This is a genomic window from Thermocladium sp. ECH_B, from assembly GCA_001516585.1.
Lineage (GTDB): Archaea > Thermoproteota > Thermoprotei > Thermoproteales > Thermocladiaceae > Thermocladium.
The window spans coordinates 1-20,045 of sequence record LOBW01000003.1 but is presented as its reverse complement, the minus strand read 5'-3'; the positions used below and the strand labels follow the sequence as shown (position 1 = coordinate 20,045).

Sequence of the window (20,045 nt, the reverse complement as noted above, 5' to 3'; positions counted from 1 at the left end):
CCACGTCAGCATCATCGTGTGGACTCACGTTCGGCTAATTTATAAGCTGAGGCGGATCTCCCGATTGCCTTAATTAACTCCACGATCACGGCTAACCCAGTCCTGAAGCTTGGATCATTAAAGCTTTTCAGCAATTGATAAATGCCAGCCTCCTTGGATCCCATGTTCCTATCTAGCTCTGGGTCCTGCAGTGCCCTAAGCAGGATATCAATTGCTTGGCTCCCCTCAAGTGCATCAATGATCTTAAACACGGCGGCCACCGCGTGGGCCACATCATGGATCATATTATCATTCAGTAGCCTAGATATCATTTTCACAGCCATCAACAGCTCCACGACGTCGCTCGATAACTCATATTTACCTATATTATCCACTATTTTAGCGATTTCCCTAACGTTATCATCGCTTAATAATCTAAGCAAGTCATCGCTCATACCAATCCCCTCACCAATACATCCCAATACATGTCCAGATACATTAGGTTAAACATCCACCCATAACCAATGCCCCTGAAGGCCGGCGTTATCGCATCATAGGTCCAAATGGGGATCCAAGCCCTTCCCTGATGATTAATGGAGCTAGGCGCATCAGAAACAAATGGACAAATGGTTTCGCCCCAGTATGAACCATATCCATACCCGTGCCCACCTAAATCGCTTATTATGTTGCTCACTATCACTGGCGCCTCATAATGCGCATTTGATGCTGCCTTGGTTATCCAGGGTGGACCAGCATCACCGGCCACANAAACATCATCAATCCTAAACCTATCTATAATCAAGTTAAGGCTATTCCTATCCACATTTAGCCACCCATCGGGATCCTTGCTTAAGCCCCTGGCCGGCGTTGAGCCTACATGTTTCGGTATATATATCAATAAATCATACTTCACTTTCTCCCCATCAAGGGAGACCAGGGTCTTGTTCCCGGCATCAATTGAGTCCAGTATCCAGTTAAGCCTAACATCAATTCCGCGCGCCTCATATTCCTCCATGGCTGCCCTATGGTATTTTCGCTGCGCATGAACATGATCGGTCGGCCACAGCGTTATGATACTTATATCAGACCTACCGCCATGTATATTCCTCAAATATGAATCCAGCAATAAGTTAAACTTATTGGGGGCACCGGGGCACTTATAGAGCGCCTCCACTGCCACGGTCACTATCGTCCCTCTCGAGAACCCCCGTAATGCATTGCGTATCGCAATTGCGCCCTCCTCATCGTAATAGGTTAAGCCGGCCCCTCTTAATCCATTTATGAAGTCATAATCATACTCGGCCCCGCTCGCTATGATGAGGTAATCATAATTGATGTTCCCGGTCTTGGTCTTCACCACCCTATCACAGGCATTGATTTCCTCTACCGTGCCTACGTCTCCCAACATTAATCTAATCCTGGGNTTAACTAGGCTTCTTATTGGCCTCGTTAAGTCGCTTGGCTTGAATATGCCGAATGGTAAGTAAGTGAAGCCGGCCTGCAATTTATGAGTGAATCCTTTATCCATAAGGGCCACCTCCACCTCTCCATTGCTTATTTCGGTCCTTAATTCCCTGGCCAATCTATTCGCTATCATTAATCCCGCTGCGCCGGCTCCAAGTATGAGTACCCGCTTCATGAGGGGCTTGACGCATTGTAATGCGTATAAATCGATCTATTGTTTAAGCCATCATTGGGATCCACAAGCCCCCGCTATATTAATACGCTTTAAAATAAGTTTTATGTGGATCCCCATCATTGCGCGCATGTGGGTAAGGAATATGTCTTCTCCGCATCCATGGGTTATGATGAATATAGAGGAATTAAGGAGGAAGTGGGCCATATTAATGCCTCTATTGGATGATGAGGAACTCAAGCTATTGAATGCAGTGATATGCAATGAGGGCAGCACTATGTATAGGTTATCCAGGATAACGGGCCTAGCCATAAGCTCCACCTATAAGAAGACTTCATCCCTCGCGCAGAGGGGTCTCGTGGAGATAGTGAGGCTGGGAAAATTCAGCGCCTGTAGAACAACAATTAGGGGTCTCCTCACGTGCTTCGCCAGGGGATGCACTGATGATGGGTATATCTTGGGGCGGGTGGCTTCAATGCTTAGGAGCAGCCATATAGATGTGGATACGCGAGCCGAATTATTGGTCTTATTATCGACTGCCGCGGATTACTGCTTGGGAATGGGCGTGAACAATGTTAGGCAACCACGGGACTTGGTATTATCCATAATTGGCGGCGTCATGGAGGGGCGAACCATGGTTAATGGTTCCCAAAAACGCCTTGTCCTAGGCATAATAAGGAGCATCGAGAAGGAGTTGCTTGGGGCTCCTTAGCGTATCGTTCCTCATGGTGGCGTGGATTGCTTTTGGGTTCGTTTATCGAATTAAATAATATGGCTTAACTCGAGACTGCTTCTTGCTTCTTGTTCGTTTTTCGTATAGAATGCTTATATTTATCCCTATTGCTACCAAAATTTATGGCTACTCTATATGCACCCCTACTGGTTAGGTACGTATCGGCGACAGGNATATTGGTTCACTTGCTTCTGGCGTCGATGTTCATAGGCACCATAACGCTGGCCGTCGTGGCGGAGGCGATTTACGCCTATGGCAAGGACGCCCGTTGGCTTGATACTGCCAAGATGTTCGGCAGAGTGGCAGGCATATTCCTTGGAACCGGCGCCGCTTTTGGTACCCTGGTGGAGTTCGGCCTAGTAACCATATGGAGTAACTTCGTCTCAATAATGGGGTCAGCGCTCGTTTTGCCCTTTTATATAGAGCTATACGCATTCCTCTTCGAGGTAATATTCATTGTATTCTATGAATTCACGTGGAACAAGTTAAATAGGGGAATTCACCTCCTCATTGGTGCATTAGCCGCATTTGGAGCCTACTTCAGCGCATATAATATACTTGCAGTGATGTCCTCATTAAGCATGGCTCCGCCCGGCCTAGTCATAAAACAGGCTAACATTGGCGGCCTAATAACTTACGTAGCCACGTTCGAGTCGCCATCCCAAGTATTTAACGTGTATTGGTGGGGCGCCCAAGTATTCATTTGGCATGGAATGCTGGCGGCCACGATACTCAGCTGGTCAATAATTGCCAGCATATATATCTATAAGTACATGCATGGTCGGGATCCCCATCACTTATCCATACTTAGGGTGATGATTCCAACAATAGCCGTGCTAACCGCAATCGAGGGCTTCATATTGGGTCATGACCAAGGGGAACTAGTAATGAATGGAGACCCATTAAAGCTGGCCGCAATGGAGGGAATGTTCTGGAGCGGGCTCAAGGTTGATCCCCTTCTCAGCTTCTTTGCATTCGGCACCACCAATCATGCGTTCTGGGGTTACTATACGTGGCCTGCATACATGAGGCCCCCCGCGTTTCTCCCCTTCTTTTACCTAGTACTAATGGTTGGCCTAGGCGCGGCATTAGGCGGATGGGCAGCCATAACGGGATTATACCTACTATTCAGGAGGGAGCCACCAACCTGGTGGTTTAAGTTGGGCTATGCACTTGGTCCAGTTGCTGGATTAGCATCCATAGGCGGCGCAGTGACGTCGGAGACGGGCAGGAACCCATTCATACTGGTTCAGAACCTCGGCGGGAATCCGCCAACAATAACCGGAGTCCCCGTCAGTGCAATATATAACCCAACCATAAGCGTGTCGCCGCTGCTCGCGGCAGCAATACTGCTAGTTATATTAGCCATACCTGGATTAACGGCGTACATGTTATACCTAGCCACTAAGCCAAGGGCAAGGGGTGGTGAGCCATGAATGCTGCAACAATAGCCGTGGCATTAATTGCGTGGGCATTCTCGATTCACATACCCATAGTATACACTGTTCTTGGNCTCGCCTGGCTACTGCCTACCCTGGAGTACATGGGTTACAGGAGCAAGAATGAGAATTACATAAATATGGCTCGCAATATCGGGTCATACTTAATAGTGATTTACGCCATTGGAGGCTTATTTGGAACCATAATAACGGTGTTCCTAGCCGGCCTCCTCCCCATATTCACTAACGTGGCTGGCGCCCTCTTCTGGCCGGTGTGGGGCGTGGCCATAGTGTTCGGCATAGTGATAGCCCTCCCCATGCTCGGCTTCTACTATAGAACATTCAATTCGCTCCCGCCAATGAGGCACGTGGCCGTGGGTTACGTGACGGCCGCATTCATGACGGTTATACCGGCCATGTTCAGGATGGTGTTTGCCGTGATTAATTACCCATTGGGCGTGCAGATAACTAAGAGCTCCTCGTCCATGATAGGATTCAATTTATCTGTTAACCTAGGCCAGGCACTGGGCAACCCAACTTATCCTCCGCTCCTCTTGGCAACGCTAGCCGCCGCTTTATCCCTANCAGCCGCATTAATAGCAGCAGTTTATTCGTGGCGGGAGGCCGCTGCGCCGAGCCAATACTACTCGAGCGGTAGAATCATAGGAGCCAAGTTAGCCATAGTCTTCGGGGCGCTGTGGGTAGTGTTTGGCGCTTGGTATCTATATGAGGTTTACCTATATTCGCCCACTGTGGCGTGGTCCATATTTGGAAAGCCGCCGGCCTACTTGCCTTCAGCCTTTTACCCAGTCTATGAACCCACCTATAACCTTGCCTGGTTATTATACCTAATAATTGTTCTGGGACTAGGGGACTTAGCGCTGCTAATCATCACAATCAAGAAGCNCTCGCGATCCATTGCCGCGCTTCTATTATTGTTTTCCTTAGCTATAGTGGATGCATCTGAGGTAATGAATGGAGTTGCTCATATGCCATACGCATTGGTGCCGCCCCTCGGCGCAGCTGAGTCCCTTGTGAATCTATATGGNGTTAACTTCGCCGTACAGGTGGCTCATACCCTTCAAGTCTCCACGTTCGTCTCCACGCTCACGCCGCTCGTTAGCCTCATAGCAATGGAGCCGGCGATACTCTACGTCTCCGCAGTTGGCTTCATATTCTTCAATATAATGATATTTGTAGTGATGTATTACGCTTTGGTAAGGCGTAGGTAAATTCATGGCCATCCGCGTCGCTCAATAAATCATCTTTTCCAAGTATATTTAGTATTTGCCTCATTTATTGTCAATAGATAGATTGCTACATTAAATATAGATAACTTACTATTTTTTAAAACATATCACCATAAGTATTAGGATTTCACAGAAATACTTATTTATAGCTGACTAGGGAAAACAGTATGGCACGAGGTATCTCAAGAACTATGTGGGCCATCATTGCCGTCGTCATCATAATAGTGATCGCGGCGGCAGTGGCCCTAACCTACAAGCCATCCACAACCACATCATCCACTACGCCACCGCCAGCAACCACCTCCACATCATCCACTATGCCGCCAGCAACTTCCACTACTACAACAACTACTTCCTCCACCACCACATCAACCACGACTACTGCCCCATCCTCTGCCTCCTTCTGCTCAAGCGTGAGCGGGCCGGTCACAATAACTGTATGGGACACCTATAGCCCAAGCGAGGATGAAGCGTTTAATGCGTCCCTAGCCCAATTTGAGTCCCAGTATCCATGTATAAAGGTTGATGTAACTTACGGCGTTGCCATAAGCACGGGCAACTTCGCGGCGGCCGCTAAGGCCGGCAAGGCACCCATTGTTTATAGGGATACCAGCAATGATGCTGGCGCATTATTCGCAGGCGGCTTACTCCTAAACCTGACCAGTTACATACCGCAATCATTGCTGAGCCAGTATAATCCGGTCTCCATAAAGAACTTCGAACTAAACGGCTCCCTCTATGGCCTACCCGATAACATTAATTACATCGTCATGTTCTACAACAAGAAGTACATATCCACCCCGCCAAACACCACGAACCAATTAATTCAAATGGCGCTGCAAGTGAATAAGACGTACGGTGTTTGGGGAATAGCCTATGGAATGGGATCGGAGTACGGTTATAGATTCGCAGCATGGCTGGCAGGCTTCGGCGGCCACATATTCAATGGAGCCGGCTACCCNGCTGTAAACGCAACGCCGGCTGCCGCAAACGCCATGCAGTTCTGGTATAATTTAACATATGATCTCCACATTAATGCTCCAGACATGAATCCAACGCTCGAGGGTCAATTATTCTCCCAAGGCAAGGCCGCAATAATATTCGATGGACCATGGGACCTCGCTACATACGTTAAGGCCCTCGGCCCCAACTTAGGCGCTGCTCCGTTACCAATAGTGTCCCAGACAGGGCTTTATGCTGCTCCGTTCCTAGGCTCCACGGGTTGGGTCATAAGCAGTCCACAGGCCAGTGGCGCTACGCCGGAGCAAATCAAGGCCGCCATATTATTCATTGAGTTCATGACTGGGCCGGTTCAGGAGCTGAATCTGTGGAAGTATGCAGGCGATATACCTGCGTACCTACCCGTATATAACCAAGTCGTGGCTAACTTAACCGCGGGCAAGCTTCAGCCGGCATATATGAATGGCGTAATGAATGGCATACTTGCCCAAGCCGAGCATGCACAGCAGTTCCCCAATATTCCGCAGATGAATTTCTACTGGAATGGATTCCATCAATGCGTGACCGAGTTCTTTGCCGTTAACGGCACCTTATCCGCTCAAGGCGCCGCTAATTGCTGGGAGCAGTACATGGTTTCCCAGATGCAGCAGAGCGGCATGCTTGGCTAGCCAGGAGTAAGGCTGAGCAGTCATGGCTAAAAAAGAAACAATTATTGGTTTTCTTTATCTTCTTCCCGTAATCGCCATAATACTATTCCTAACGCTTTATCCAATAGGGTACGCGGTCTACATATCATTTACTAATTTCAATTTATATCACTTCTTTCATTACTCATGGGTTGGCTTAGCGAATTACATTACTATAATAAAGTCGGGCACCCTGGGCAACATATTTCTCCAGACAATTATTTGGACCGTGGGCAGCCTTATCCCAATGATGGCTGCCGGCTTCCTATTGGCTCTAGTGCTTAATCAGAGGGATTTATGGGGCAAGAATATCTACATGACGCTGATGCTTTTTCCCTGGGCGTTCCCATCATTCATAACCATACTAGTGTGGTCGGGCATGTGGAACTATGAGTACGGGATCGTGAATAAATTCCTTGGATTAATTGGAATCAAGCCAATCTTTTGGTTTAATTATGTGCCCACCTCATGGGCTGCCTTGATATTTACCAATCTTTGGCTATCATTTCCATATTTTACCGTGGTCTTCACCTCGGCGCTCCAGGGAATACCAAGGGAATTATATGAGACTGCGTATGTTGATGGTGCCTCCATGTTCAGGAGATTCACCAGCATTACTCTGCCCCAAATGAAGAATGCACTATCATTCGTTGGGATAAGCAGTTTCATATTTACTTGGAACAATTTTTACCCGATATACTTATTGACGGGGGGTGGTCCAGGAACGGCGACCGAGATATTCGTGGTCTATGCCTATCAGGAGGCCTTCAGCTATAACCTGTTTAATATCGCCGCCGCCTACTCCATAGTGGATACGATAATACTGGCTGCATTTGCATTACTCATGCTTAGGTTATNCGGCATAATGAAGGTGATAACCTGATGAATTCCTATAGATTAATGAAGTACATTAGGTTATTGATTTCCCACCTTATATTGATAGCGTTCGTTTTATTCGCAGTGTTTCCCATATACTACGTATTGATAACGTCATTCAGTGAGGTGCCGACGCTGGCATCAATAAGCATAAGCAGCCTAATACCGAGGCCCTCCACCCTAACCCTGAGCGCGTATTATTATATATTGTTCAAGAATCCGTTCTTCCTATGGCTCCGGAATAGCCTTATACTCGGCGTATCATCTATGCTAATAGCCACGGCCGCGGCGTTCCTGGGCGCAGTTGCATTATCCAGGATAAACATGCCGGGCAAGAGCGCATTGATCTATATGATATACGTATTGACGTTCTTTCCATTCACTGTGACNGTGATTCCCCTTTACTTGATGTTCGCGCAGCTCCACTTGATCAATACGTACTATGGCTTGATAATCGCCTACTCCGGCGGTTCCTCCATATTCGGCGCTTACTTGGGGAAGATATTCATTGATTCAATACCGAGGGAGTTCGAGGAGGCGGCAATGATAGATGGATTAGGAAGATTCAGCGCATTCACGAGGATACTTCTACCCATGAGCGGACCCGTGCTGGCGTTCGTTGCGTTGACCTCATTCATAGGGGCATATACGGATTATGTTTTAGCCAGCGCATTCATAACGAGCGGCAAGCTTTGGACACTTACATTAGGCATGTATTACTTGGCCGTCACTAATAGAACAACGCTCTATAATGTATTTGCCGCCTTCGCCGTATTAATGGGTTTGCCGATATTCATTCTATTCATGGCGCTCCAGAAATTCTTGCTTCGAGCCTATAGTTTAGGCGGATTAAAGGCCTAGCAATACATTATTCTTCTTTTTGTTTTTATTATATATGATATATAATCTACTTAATTACATATTTAGGGAGTATTAAACAGATAACTTAGAAAACCTATAAAAAATAAAAGAGTCACCGAATAGCTCAGCGCATGAGGTTAACGTACCTAATATTGGCGGCAATAGCCGCCCTACTACTGACGCATATAGTGGCCGCGCAATCATATCAAGTATCATTCACCGTCAATAAGAGCGGCTACGTAACCATCTACTTATCAGGTCCATCCAGCGCAGATTCGCTGGATCTGCATTGGGGCATTGAGTCGGCGCCCCAAGGCAATTGGATCCAAGTGTTTGATACAATGATGAAGTGGAACGGGAAGAACTTCACGGCCACCATAGGGCCAATAAGCAATGGGACATGGATAGCTTGGGTTTTCCATGATGAAACCACCAATACGTGGATCAATTACCAAAATCACCCATTTTGGAATTGGAACCTAGAGGTGAACCCGCCAAACCTAGGNTACACGTATGCAGAGGTGCTTGGTAATGCGTCGATATTGATCACGGCCATAGGCCGCGCTCCTGATCCCCTCATTCTTCATTTTGGTTTGACTACTGGTCCTCAGACTGGTCTTCCTTGGAGTGATATAACTAATGTGACTATGCAGTATAATCCATTGTGGGGTAATTACTCTGCAGTGATTGGTCCATTTAAGCAGGGCCAATGGATACAATGGGTATACTACGACCCTGCGCTCAATAAGTGGCTCAGCAATAAGGGCCAGAACTATGCGATAGAGGAAACGGCATCGAGTGCTCCAAGCCCATCCACCACATTTGCTAGGGTTCTCCCAAATGGTTCAGTTCTAATAACCGTAGTGGGGAAGCCGCCGGACACATTCATTCTTCATTTTGGTTTGACTACTGGTCCTCAGACTGGTCTTCCTTGGAGTGATATAACTAATGTGACTATGCAGTATAATCCATTGTGGGGTAATTACTCTGCAGTGATTGGTCCATTTAAGCAGGGCCAATGGATACAATGGGTATACTACGATGCCACAACCAATACTTGGTACAATAATTATGGACAGAACTTCGCGATACTGGTTAATTACACGGCTCCGGCCCCACCCATATATCTAAATATCGTGTTTAACGATCATCAACCCCTCTATACATATGTGGGAAGCAATGTGTACCTACTTCCATGGGCCGCCGTTCATCTGGCGGAGTATGCTGAGCAGGCATTGATAATACACATGTTCCCCACGGTTCACGTCACTTACTCACTCTCGGGTTCCCTGCTTTACCAGATAGAGGCAATAGCCGCTGGTGATTATAATAATACGTATATATTGGCTGCCTTGATCCCTCAATCCCAGTGGAATAATACACTCTACCAGGAAATAAAGCAGTACAACTACACCTTCCTAGAGGCTTTCGCGCCCAGTTATGAATGGAATACAACCACCGTGAGGCAGGTACTGGAGTTTGATCTAGCATTCAACACTCCGCTCTGGGTCTACTCGGCCAATACGCCGGCCTCTAGAACCTATGCCCAATTATTCAGCCTTGAGCAGAAGGGGATTCCATTGAATAATGAGCAATTAACTAATGCACTGGTGGAGTGGTTCCTATGGAGCATCAGTTACCCAATAGTAACCGGTCAATTGGGTTCCCAATACGCTAACTCAACCATAGCCTCCCTCTATGATCAATCATCATTCAACATAAGCGATATACGCCTCATAACTAGTTACTATCCCGTAGAGGCAAGAATCGTATTGGATGCGTTTAAAATGGATAGAATGAACAATAACAACACCGGCGGCAATGTTGAGATAATAACTACTCCATTCGATCATCCATTGACGCCCCTCCTACTAATCCCAAGCTGGACTGGGGAAAACGGTAATCCAGTAATAAAGGGCGCCTGGACCAGCGATGTATTGGCACAGATAAATATTGGCCGCGACCTATACAAGGCAATATTTGGACAGTACCCAATGGGTATGTGGAGTCCCGAGATGGCTATCTCCAGCGCAATGATACCTCTCCTAAATGAGTCTGGGTATTACTGGACATACACCAGTGAATCCACGCTTGCTGAGGCCAACGTAACCGTGCCCACGGGTCCTAATCCAACTCCTCAGGAAATGGAGAACCTCTATCAGCCCTATAGGGTCATAGTCGGCAATTCATCAATAGTAATTGCATTCAGAGATGGAACGCTCTCGAATGCCTGGGGATTCAATTACGGAGAAATAGCGGCAACCCAGGGGAACTGGGCCGCGGTCAATCAATTCATGAATTACTTGAGGCACATCTATGACACAATACCTGCCTCCCATCATAATGATACGCTCGTCACGGTGGCGCTGGATGGAGAGAACTGGATGTTCATGAGTCCATTCCCGGAGGACGGCGTGCCCTTCCTAATAGACCTATACACAGCCCTGGCCGGCAACTCATCATGGGTGCAGACGACCACTATGCAGCAATACTTATCCACTCATCATGACCTGGCGGAGCTAAATGGCATACCCATGGGTTCCTGGAACAATCAAGGACCAGCGGGAACGGTCTCGCCCTTCTACACTCAATGGGCTGGGCACTCGCCGCAGGACGCAATATGGCAACAATTAGCGATAGTTAGGTCAATGGTGCTTCAATTCGGGAAGGAACACAACCTGACTCAGCCGCTTAACTTTACCCAAATAACTGAGTACAATGACTTCCCATTCCTCGGCACGTGGAACACATCAACGCTAGAGGGCCGATACGTCGAGGCCTGGATGTCAATATACGGCGCAGAGGGCTCAGACATATACTTCACGTTTGACCCCAATGATCAAAGCCTCACCTCGCAAAACGCGATAGTCTTCGAGATCGAGGCCCGGCAAGACATGATAAATGCCCTCAAGGTTCTCGGCCTACCCCTAACGCCGTTCCTCGCGGATCAGTGGCACCCACCGCTTAAGCCGAGCATTACAGGCACAAACACGTCGATTACGCCTCCAATGACCGGTTACTTGTATAACTTCATCTACATCAACGGCAAGCGCGCCTACTCCATAAACAACAACTTCGCCTGGAGNGGTTCATATCAATATGTTCTCAATAAGACAGAGGGAGCCGGCGGCATCAATACTGTGTACTATGCGTTTGATGCTAATGATCTATATATAGATGTGAAGGTTAACGGCAACCCACTTGATTACGTGGCTCCAAATGCATTGACCACCCCGAAGTACACCATATACATATACTTCTCCCCCATTAATCCAGGCATGGGTGACCTAATGGGGCTAAATATACCGGACGCGAATTACACAGCTGCGCCTGGGGTACCGCTTGGCTTCGCCGCGACTAGGCTTGCCGAGATATTCGTGGGCCCCGGCTCCAATGATGTCGCCATATATGAGTCGGGTCCATCGGGATGGACTTACGTAACATCAATACCCAACGCGGTGGCTATAGGCGATTCAATAGAGATAGCTATACCGTTCTCCGCATTGGGCATTAATCCCGGCGACTCCATAGAATTCTCCGTGGCCACGGTGAATGAGAGCAGTGGTTCACTGGTTAACCTAATTGGGCCCATGATGGCNTCAATCCCATCAAATATAGCTAAGTTGACTCCAGTTATGTCGATATACAACCCTGCTCCAAGCAATGGCCCCGGCTACTATGTTTACCCGCTCCTCACCGCTAATTACCCGCCGGGCTCCGTTTGGATGAGGTGGGTTAATGTATCCATGAATGATTACTTAGTTCAATTCAATATAACATTCGGAAACCTAACTAACGTATATGATGGACCCAACGGCTTCTCCCAGCCCATAATAGATATCTATATACATGAAGGAAACGAGGCCGGCTGCACAAATGCATTGCCTGGAGTGAATGCCAAGATAGCCCAGGGCTCGGCGTGGCAGTGGGTAATACAAGCTGCCGGCTGGCCATCCAACTCATACGTGGAGAGTTGCTCCGGGCAAACATACACAACTCCACTAATAGTTAAGGGGGATCTGGCCACCAAGACGGTATCGATAGAGGTGCCCACGTCACTCATAGGAAGCAACATAACTGGGTATAGTTATGTGATTATAGCGGGCTTCCAGGATGGATACGCCACTAATGGTTGGGACCCAGTTTACCCCAACGCCACGGATTACCAGGGAGGCGGCGCCAAGACTCCCTATGCCCCCAACATATTCAGCTACATAGCGCCTAACCTAGTCAACCCCAACTCGCCTCTCACTCAGCAGGCAGTTCTCTCTAACTACACCAACACAAGCTACGCCACGCTTTATGCAGTAAAGCTGCCTCTCCTCAAGGCATCAACACAATCAACGACGATGCCCCAAGCAAAGCCATCTCTATCAATCATTGGATACGATAATTCCACGGGGAGCCTGAATGCATTTTACCTCATGGGCAATAAGGTTTACTGGTCCACCTCAAGCAATGGGGAAATCTGGAGCCAACCCAAGCCAATAATTAATGCAACGGGCACAGTGGTGTCCCTANCATATGATCCAGCAGCCAATGCATTACTGGTGGCTTACAGTAATGGGCTAACAATGGTAAAGTTATCGCCGCTAATAGAAGCGACGAGCCTAACCGTACAGGGAGTANCCCAAATATACTCAGCCTCAATCGCATCCCNCGGAGGCTCCTACTACGTGCTGGCAGCTACTCCCGGCAAGGTATTGGTAATCAATGCAAGCGGTTCCATAATCGGCTCAGTGCCCATCAATGCAAGCGGAGTCTCAGCTGCATCCTATGGAGGAATGCTTTACGCCGCCATCAGTAGCGGCGGCTCTATATACTTCACAAGCGGGTCGCCCAACAACTTAGCTAAGCCCCAATTATTGCTAAGCGAACCGGCCGGCTACTCCCTTGTCCAGCCATCCCTCGGGGTCTACGGCAATGAAATAGCCCTCGGCTACTCCATAGAATCGGGAAGCGGAACCAATATAGGCTACTCATATGGTCCACTGAGTAACTTAACGAGCGAGGTCTTAACCACTGACGGACAGGAATACTCGCCCTCAATTGTTCTAATCGATCCAGGCACAGCATTGATCTACATGGGATTCACCAGCTCAGCTGGAGCTGGGAACGTATACTTCATATCACAACCACTTGCCTCACTGCAGCAAGCCCCATCCACCTCAACCTCCTCGCCTCCATCATCGACGAGCACCGCAGTGCCATCATCGACGGTGACCAGCGTAACCACCTCAACCTCCTCGTCGATTACGCCTCCCCCGCCATCTACCTCAACTGTTTCATCCTCATCATCGCAGGGATCATTAATTGCGGTAATAATTGTGATAGTTGTGGTGGTGATTATAGGTGCGTACCTAGCCGTGCGGAGGAGGCATTAAACGGAGCTATTTACAAAAAGAGCGGAAAGCCTCGCCCCTTTAGGGCGGGGATGGCCCCCTATATTTAATAGTTCAAGGATTAAAAGCCCCCTCTCTTTAGGGCGAGGTAAAGTTTAAAAATGAGGAAAAGCATTCCTTAGGATGTCCTCTTCCGGTCAATTTCTTGGGAATGAGGAGCGGGAGCTGATTCCTCCCGCAATACCGGGAGAGGGCATCAAAGAAATCGAATTAAAGAATAGGAGGACTAATGTGGTTCGCCTCCTACCAAATGGCTTCCAGGAAAGAAAGCTAAGAAGGCTGGCGAACATCTCTGCCAAGTTGTTTAATGAGGTTAATTATGAGAGGAGGCAAGAATTCTTTCGTGAGGGGAGAGTTGACTTAAAGGGGACGTATGATAAGTATTATGGGAAGTATAAGGATGAATTGGGTAGTGCCAATGCACAACAAGTGCTTAATAAGAATAACGAAGCTTGGTCGTCGTTCTTCTCCCTCCTAAAGCTGAAGAAGGAGGAGAAACTACCACCCCACATGGATCGCGTTTCGCCGCCAAGTTATTGGAAGGATGGGGAAACTGGAGGGAGGAAGCTAATGCTAGTCGTGAGGGAAGATAATTATGTAGTGGATGAGAAAAACCACAAACTAGTCCTCAAGTATTTCAAGATGGAAATTAGATTTACGGGTAGATTAAGGTGGCTTGGAAAACAAGGTAGGTTGGAGATTTATTACGACGAGGTTGGAAATGCGTGGTTCGCCTCCATCCCCGTGGAGGTTGGTGTCGAGGTAACTAAAACGGGAAGGAGGAGTAAGCACATAGTGAGGGGGGAGAGGAAGGCCATTCAAGTTAAATCGCCTAAGGGTAGCAAAATGGCTTCAATAGACTTGGGCATTAATGTCTTGGCGAGCGTGGTGATTGATGATGGTACGTGGCTTCTCTATAAGGGCGTTAGGGCGAAGGAGGATTACTTCTACCTACAAAACAAGATAAGTGAGGTACAATCCATGTCAGACAAGATGAAGAACCTAGAGGAATACGAGGCGTATTATGAGCTTAATAGGGAGAAGAGGAGGCTCTTCAAGAAACTAATTAGGAGGCTTCTTCACTTGTACAGAAATTTCGCCTCCCACCTGTTGAGGGAGTTGCATGAATTAGGCGTATCCACAATCTACTTGGGGTACCCCTTCAACATTGCTCAACAAAGGGGCAATAAGTTCACAGTGAACATGTGGTCTTATCGTAAACTCATGGAGGTCATAGAACTGAAGGCTCAAGAATACGGTATGAGGGTGTTTGAGGTCATTGAGTATAATACGTCCAAGTACTGTGCTTATCATGGTGTTGAGGTTGTGAGGGGGCCGAGGGGAGTAGTTAATTGCCCTAAAGGGCATAAACTACACAGTGATCTAAACGGTGCATTAAACATATTGAAGAAGGCTACCGGCATAGTGATCTCAGCGATAAAGAGGCCTCTCTCCTTTATCGTGGATCATAATCGAGTAGCGCCCATAATGGGGCGTAACCCTCTAGACCTCGGGGAACCCTCGCCAAATGGCGGGGAGGAGGTCAGTTAGTTCACTTTTCAAATACAATTATTTATTGTTGACGTGCTTATATATACTTAAAAATAGGGGGATTATTGAGGCATATGGGTAGGCAGACCGACTCGATTCATGGCCATGATTACTTCGATGATGAGTTAGGGTCATTTATTCCACCCATCCACCTCTCGGCAATGTTTATTCAATTAATTGAGGCCAATAAATCGGATAGGGGGGTTGATTTAAAGTACTCCAGGGAGGAGAATCCAACAACGCGAGCCCTGGAGCATGCATTGGCTAAGCTGGAGAAGGGCGATGATGCGTTAGCCATGAATAGCGGCATGGCCGCGGTCTCCGCAGTGCTCCTAGGATTACTGCGGGGCGGCGATACGGTCGTGATGCCGATGGAGATGTATGGAACCACTCTGGGGCTAGCCAGGGAATTAGGGAAATTCGGGGTAAGGCTGAGAACGCCATTTCCAGACACCGGCTCAATAATTCAGGCAATGAATGGGGCTGGGCTAGTCATGATAGAGTCAATAACTAACCCAATGCTGAGAGTTCTTGACGTGGAGGAAATAGCGAAGGCGGCTCATGACGCTGGAGCCACGGTTATCGTTGATAACACAATAGCGACGCCAATACTACTGAACCCAATTGAGTTGGGGGCCGACTTAGTTATTCACAGCGCCACTAAGTACCTCTCGGGGCATAATGACGTTGTTGCGGGAGCCATAATTGGGGACGGCGATTCGATTGTTGATTTATGGCATTGGCGCAGGAGGCTTGGCTCAATTCTTCAACCAATGGAGGCGTTCCTAGTAATGAGGGGATTAAAGACTCTTGAGTTGCGGGTGAAGCGGCAATGCGAGTCAGCCATGGTTATCGCCCAATTCCTGGAGGATCACCCCAAGGTAGCTGCCGTTCATTATCCTGGACTAAGCAGTGATGAGGCGGCCTCCAAGCTAAGGGGTGGATTCGGGGGAGTAGTATCATTTAAGGTAAAGGGGGGTCAATCCTCAGTTGAGAAGTTATTGGGATCCCTTAAATTAATTAAGCCAACCCCAAGCTTCGGGGGACCGGAGTCACTGATTACTTACCCAATAGTTAGCGCATCATCAGCAATACCTGAGGAGCATAGGAAGGCTCTTGGGATTGATGATTCCCTCCTCAGATTATCTGTGGGGCTGGAGGACGTGGAGGACATAATTAATGACTTGGACAATGCATTGCGAAACACGTGAGGCTAATTCCCATCCTAAAGGGCGGGGTTCATCCTTTCTATCGCAGTATGAATTATCATGGAAGACTACTATTTAGATGGGCAGGTCCTGCTGTGGTTCCCCATCATTAAATACCTTAATCCTTGAATTGCTGATTGTAAGTACTGCGTAGCACTTGTATCTCTGGGATGAATCCACGCGTAGGTAAGTGCCCACTCATACTTGCCGTAATTATAGCAACTGCCAGTCATGTGGCCATTCAGCAATAGTCTTGGCCTAAGTATATTAACGGCCTCCAGGGCAGCTTCACTAAACTTGTCTTGCCTCATCCATGGGTATTGATCGGGTAAGTACGGTGGTTGATGCATTATAAATATGTCGGGCCTGCCTATCCTCCTCTTAACCTTATCAATGACATTCATGAATCTATCAATGCTGATCGTGTATAAGCCGTCCTCCTCTCCTATTAACCCGTTAATCCCGCTCACCCTTAATCCCTTCACCACATGAATTGAGCCATCACTTATGGCGTACCGCTTAATTAGGCTGAAATTCTCATGATTACCGTAAATCGTGATTAAGCTTACTCTGCTAATCACCTCATACATATCGCTTGGAGTTACATACTCGTCCCAATCACCGGCCGAGAGCACTGCATCGGGCTTAACATCATTAATCAAATTAATTAACCAATTAATTGAGTAAAATTCCTCAGGATAAATAGACTTATGCAAATCACTAACCAATAACAGGGACACATGGGATAAACATGGCGGGGGTTATTAAAATTAATTATTTTTCAAGCCAATCCTTTTCTTTTGAAGGGAAACCTTATCCTGAAGCTTTCACATAGATTTCAATAGTCAGTGTATTGTTGTCTCTGTAATCAGGGCCATATGAATTATTTTGATACCTCTATTATTGCGTTCCCCAGCACTATGTCCTGGCTGCTCCATGTACAGCTTGAGTTAGCGAGATTCACTGGACCTGTGCTTTTTTCGCAATTATATGCATACATGGTGAATGGTTCCTGAGCAGAGTAGAGCGGTACTGATCCACGTATTGTTCTACTTATTGATCCTAGCCTTGAGGTTATGGTTATGTTGCCAATAAGCGTTGGAGTGCTTGTTTCCTTGATATAAATGGTTATATTGTACTGTATTGCAATGCCTTGTGTTGCGAATGAGGCTGTGGGCAACGATATCGTATAATTAAATGATCCAGTAACCGACTCCAGCGATGCCAGTGACACGACTGTCTGGAACTCATGTAGGAGCGCTGCATCTATTAGGGAATAAACATAGGTATCGGTACTAATTAGGTTATTATTGATGAAATTGGATATATAAATTGAAAACACTATAACGAAGACTATTAATGCAGCCGTTGTTATTATGAATGCCAGCGTATCCATTGTTATCACCTAACTGATCCCGATATATATAACGGTTACATATACGGAGTTACCAGACACATTGGATAATGAACTCAATTCCTGGTTCCCAATAGTACAATCCTCCTTAACAAGAAAATTAGTTGCTTCACCATTATTTATACTGGTTGATTCTGTGTTCAGAATGTAAACAACCAGTGAATTAACAGTTGAATCGGTAGCATGGATCGGAACTATTACCGGTATATAGATGTATCCCACTCCATTTCCCGTGGATCCATTTATGGCCACTACGCGAGGCAGCATAGCTATATAAGTTCCGTATGTAATGCCATTAATTAAATTATAACCTCCTTGTATTAGCGCCATAACGGTAGCCATGGGTGCATACGAGTGCGGCATCACTATTAAGGAAAAATCTGAAATTGATTGACTCGGACCGCCGGTGGAGTTGCTGCCTCTCCATATGTATATATAGCCTGACGGCAATGAGTAGCGTTGAGGAGGCACGCCATATACTAATATGCCTGAGGTCTCATTAATTATAGTCTCATTAGAGTAAGCAACGAATATGCTGCAATTAGCGGAGGGAACTAGCTCGAGATTATATGAACCGTAATTAGTGTTGGGCGGGTTATATGTTAATCTAGAACCCGGCGTCAGCATGAAAGTATCAATATCATCCGCCACATTAGTTAGGAATGAGGCCACATATGATATCGAGTAATTAGATACTGATTGCGTAAAGAAGAACATAGCATAAATAAATAGAATTGCGCTCACCACGAGCATTGTTGAGACCAATATTACCGTGCTGATCACGCTGCCTTGTCCTTCCTTATTCATTTACTATCACCGTATTATTTATCAGCATCACGCTGCTATTAAGCTCTTTCTCATCATCGATATATTGGGTTTCAGCTCCACATCTATACTCGATCGTCTTCACGTAGAGGGATGAGTACCTATAGCCGGTTACATTGAAGTTCAGCAATCCATGGAATCCATGATGTATTCCCGCTTTGAATGTTGGGACATATATATAATACGTGCTGCTCGCGGGGAATATGCTTATCTTTGGGTATAATACGATGTATTCCCCATAAGTGACGCCATTTATTGTTCCATAGCCATACATATTCACATTAAATATGCTTGATGTTCTATTGAATGAGATAATGGAATTATTGCCAAGCAATGCGACTCTAAATCCTGCCGGCGCAGATACCAGTGATGGGGACGCCCCAAATATCACCGCCGCGGACTCGCTATAGAGGGTCCCATTTATGTACAGTAAACAATAATTATTTACTATGTTGATTACGGCTAAATTCGTGGGAGGAATGGCATAGGACAAGGATGACTCGCTAATGGTATTTGAAAGGGATCCATCTAGATCAGTTGCAATATTTAGGAATAGGGTTTCGCCGCTGGACATTACTGAATTAGCCATAGCTGAACCAAAGTTACGGCTTGCAATAATGTAAAAGAGAATAGCCAACGCAATGGTTAATCCAATTATTATTATCACAGTGATTACCTCGCCCTCGCCCTTATTGCCCCTCAACGATATCACCCATTATTTNTGCTGCTAAGCCCAATAACTATTAAGTAATATGAACCATTTGGTAACTGAATTACATAATTAGCCTCCGCAGTAGGCGAAAACTCCGGTGTTGGCAGCCTCTCACGGAACTGAACCGGCACAACATTAAGCTTATTTATGAGACTAAAACTATAGTTGAGAAATGAGGGCAAATAATAAGTAACAGATGGATTACGAACGGAATACAAATCATACAAAACACTAGTAGTATTATAAAGATAATACACACCATTATACACGGAATTAGNGCCGCTAGGACTATTTTCTGGAGTAGCTTGGCTTACATCTATTCTGCTTGCATTCACGATGAAGTTAATGCTGGTTATGTTTTTTTGATTAAATAAATTACAAACATTTAGTGGATAAATATAGCTTAAGGTTCTAGAGTCCGTGGTCACGTAATTATACATTGTTGATTTAATATCGAGTCCACACTTAGCGTAATTAGGAGTTACGCTGAGCTTCAATAAATACGAGTAATAA

The 20,045-nt window shown here is 46.6% G+C and carries 16 protein-coding genes; 9 read left to right on the top strand and 7 right to left on the bottom strand.

What is annotated here, in order from left to right:
- Nucleotides 1–11: 11 nt before the first annotated feature.
- On the bottom strand, nucleotides 12–434 hold the full coding sequence (locus AT710_00790) for a hypothetical protein (protein KUO93151.1): 423 nt from the start codon (nucleotides 432–434) through the stop codon (nucleotides 12–14).
- On the bottom strand, nucleotides 431–1,618 hold the full coding sequence (locus AT710_00785) for a hypothetical protein (GenBank protein ID KUO93150.1): 1,188 nt from the start codon (nucleotides 1,616–1,618) through the stop codon (nucleotides 431–433). Before AT710_00785 ends, AT710_00790 begins: the two co-directional genes overlap by 4 nt.
- 127 nt (nucleotides 1,619–1,745) lie before the next feature.
- On the opposite strand from AT710_00785, the gene AT710_00780 reads away from it, so the two are divergent.
- From AT710_00780 to AT710_00740, 9 genes are all read left to right on the top strand, one after another.
- Nucleotides 1,746–2,327, top strand: coding sequence for a hypothetical protein (locus AT710_00780; GenBank protein KUO93149.1), 582 nt, complete (start codon nucleotides 1,746–1,748; stop codon nucleotides 2,325–2,327).
- A 143-nt stretch (nucleotides 2,328–2,470) separates the two neighbouring features.
- Nucleotides 2,471–3,784, top strand: coding sequence for a cytochrome BD quinol oxidase subunit I (locus AT710_00775; protein KUO93148.1), 1,314 nt, complete (start codon nucleotides 2,471–2,473; stop codon nucleotides 3,782–3,784).
- Complete coding sequence (locus AT710_00770) at nucleotides 3,781–5,019, top strand: cytochrome BD quinol oxidase subunit I (GenBank protein KUO93147.1); 1,239 nt, start codon at nucleotides 3,781–3,783, stop codon at nucleotides 5,017–5,019. The genes AT710_00775 and AT710_00770 overlap by 4 nt, the downstream gene beginning before the upstream one ends.
- A 185-nt stretch (nucleotides 5,020–5,204) precedes the next feature.
- Nucleotides 5,205–6,665, top strand: a complete 1,461-nt coding sequence (locus AT710_00765; GenBank protein KUO93146.1) for a sugar ABC transporter substrate-binding protein — start codon at nucleotides 5,205–5,207, stop codon at nucleotides 6,663–6,665.
- A 22-nt stretch (nucleotides 6,666–6,687) separates the two neighbouring features.
- Complete coding sequence (locus tag AT710_00760; GenBank protein KUO93145.1) at nucleotides 6,688–7,566, top strand: sugar ABC transporter permease; 879 nt, start codon at nucleotides 6,688–6,690, stop codon at nucleotides 7,564–7,566.
- Nucleotides 7,566–8,420 (top strand): sugar ABC transporter permease, encoded by an 855-nt coding sequence (locus AT710_00755; protein KUO93144.1) that lies wholly within the window; start codon nucleotides 7,566–7,568, stop codon nucleotides 8,418–8,420. The genes AT710_00760 and AT710_00755 overlap by 1 nt, the downstream gene beginning before the upstream one ends.
- A 131-nt stretch (nucleotides 8,421–8,551) precedes the next feature.
- On the top strand, nucleotides 8,552–13,804 hold the full coding sequence (locus AT710_00750) for a hypothetical protein (GenBank protein ID KUO93143.1): 5,253 nt from the start codon (nucleotides 8,552–8,554) through the stop codon (nucleotides 13,802–13,804).
- A 141-nt stretch (nucleotides 13,805–13,945) separates the two neighbouring features.
- The gene (locus tag AT710_00745) at nucleotides 13,946–15,373 is read left to right on the top strand and encodes a transposase (GenBank protein KUO93142.1); all 1,428 of its coding nucleotides are present in this window, start codon (nucleotides 13,946–13,948) and stop codon (nucleotides 15,371–15,373) included.
- Nucleotides 15,374–15,447: 74 nt separating this feature from the next.
- A complete protein-coding gene (locus AT710_00740) occupies nucleotides 15,448–16,584 on the top strand; it encodes a cystathionine gamma-synthase (protein ID KUO93141.1) in 1,137 nt (378 codons plus the stop codon).
- A gap of 68 nt (nucleotides 16,585–16,652) precedes the next feature.
- Here AT710_00740 and AT710_00735 read toward each other — a convergent pair whose 3' ends face one another.
- From AT710_00735 to AT710_00715, 5 genes are all read right to left on the bottom strand, one after another.
- Complete coding sequence (locus AT710_00735; GenBank protein KUO93140.1) at nucleotides 16,653–17,321, bottom strand: hypothetical protein; 669 nt, start codon at nucleotides 17,319–17,321, stop codon at nucleotides 16,653–16,655.
- Nucleotides 17,322–17,464: 143 nt separating this feature from the next.
- Nucleotides 17,465–17,983, bottom strand: a complete 519-nt coding sequence (locus AT710_00730) for a hypothetical protein (protein ID KUO93179.1) — start codon at nucleotides 17,981–17,983, stop codon at nucleotides 17,465–17,467.
- 3 nt (nucleotides 17,984–17,986) lie between these two features.
- Nucleotides 17,987–18,802 carry a hypothetical protein gene (locus tag AT710_00725; GenBank protein ID KUO93139.1) on the bottom strand — a complete coding sequence of 272 codons (816 nt, stop codon included), beginning with the start codon at nucleotides 18,800–18,802 and terminating at the stop codon, nucleotides 17,987–17,989.
- Nucleotides 18,795–19,532, bottom strand: a complete 738-nt coding sequence (locus AT710_00720; GenBank protein ID KUO93138.1) for a hypothetical protein — start codon at nucleotides 19,530–19,532, stop codon at nucleotides 18,795–18,797. Before AT710_00720 ends, AT710_00725 begins: the two co-directional genes overlap by 8 nt.
- Nucleotides 19,529–20,045: hypothetical protein (locus tag AT710_00715; protein ID KUO93137.1), on the bottom strand; the 517-nt coding region annotated here is incomplete at its 5' end. The genes AT710_00720 and AT710_00715, both read right to left, overlap by 4 nt.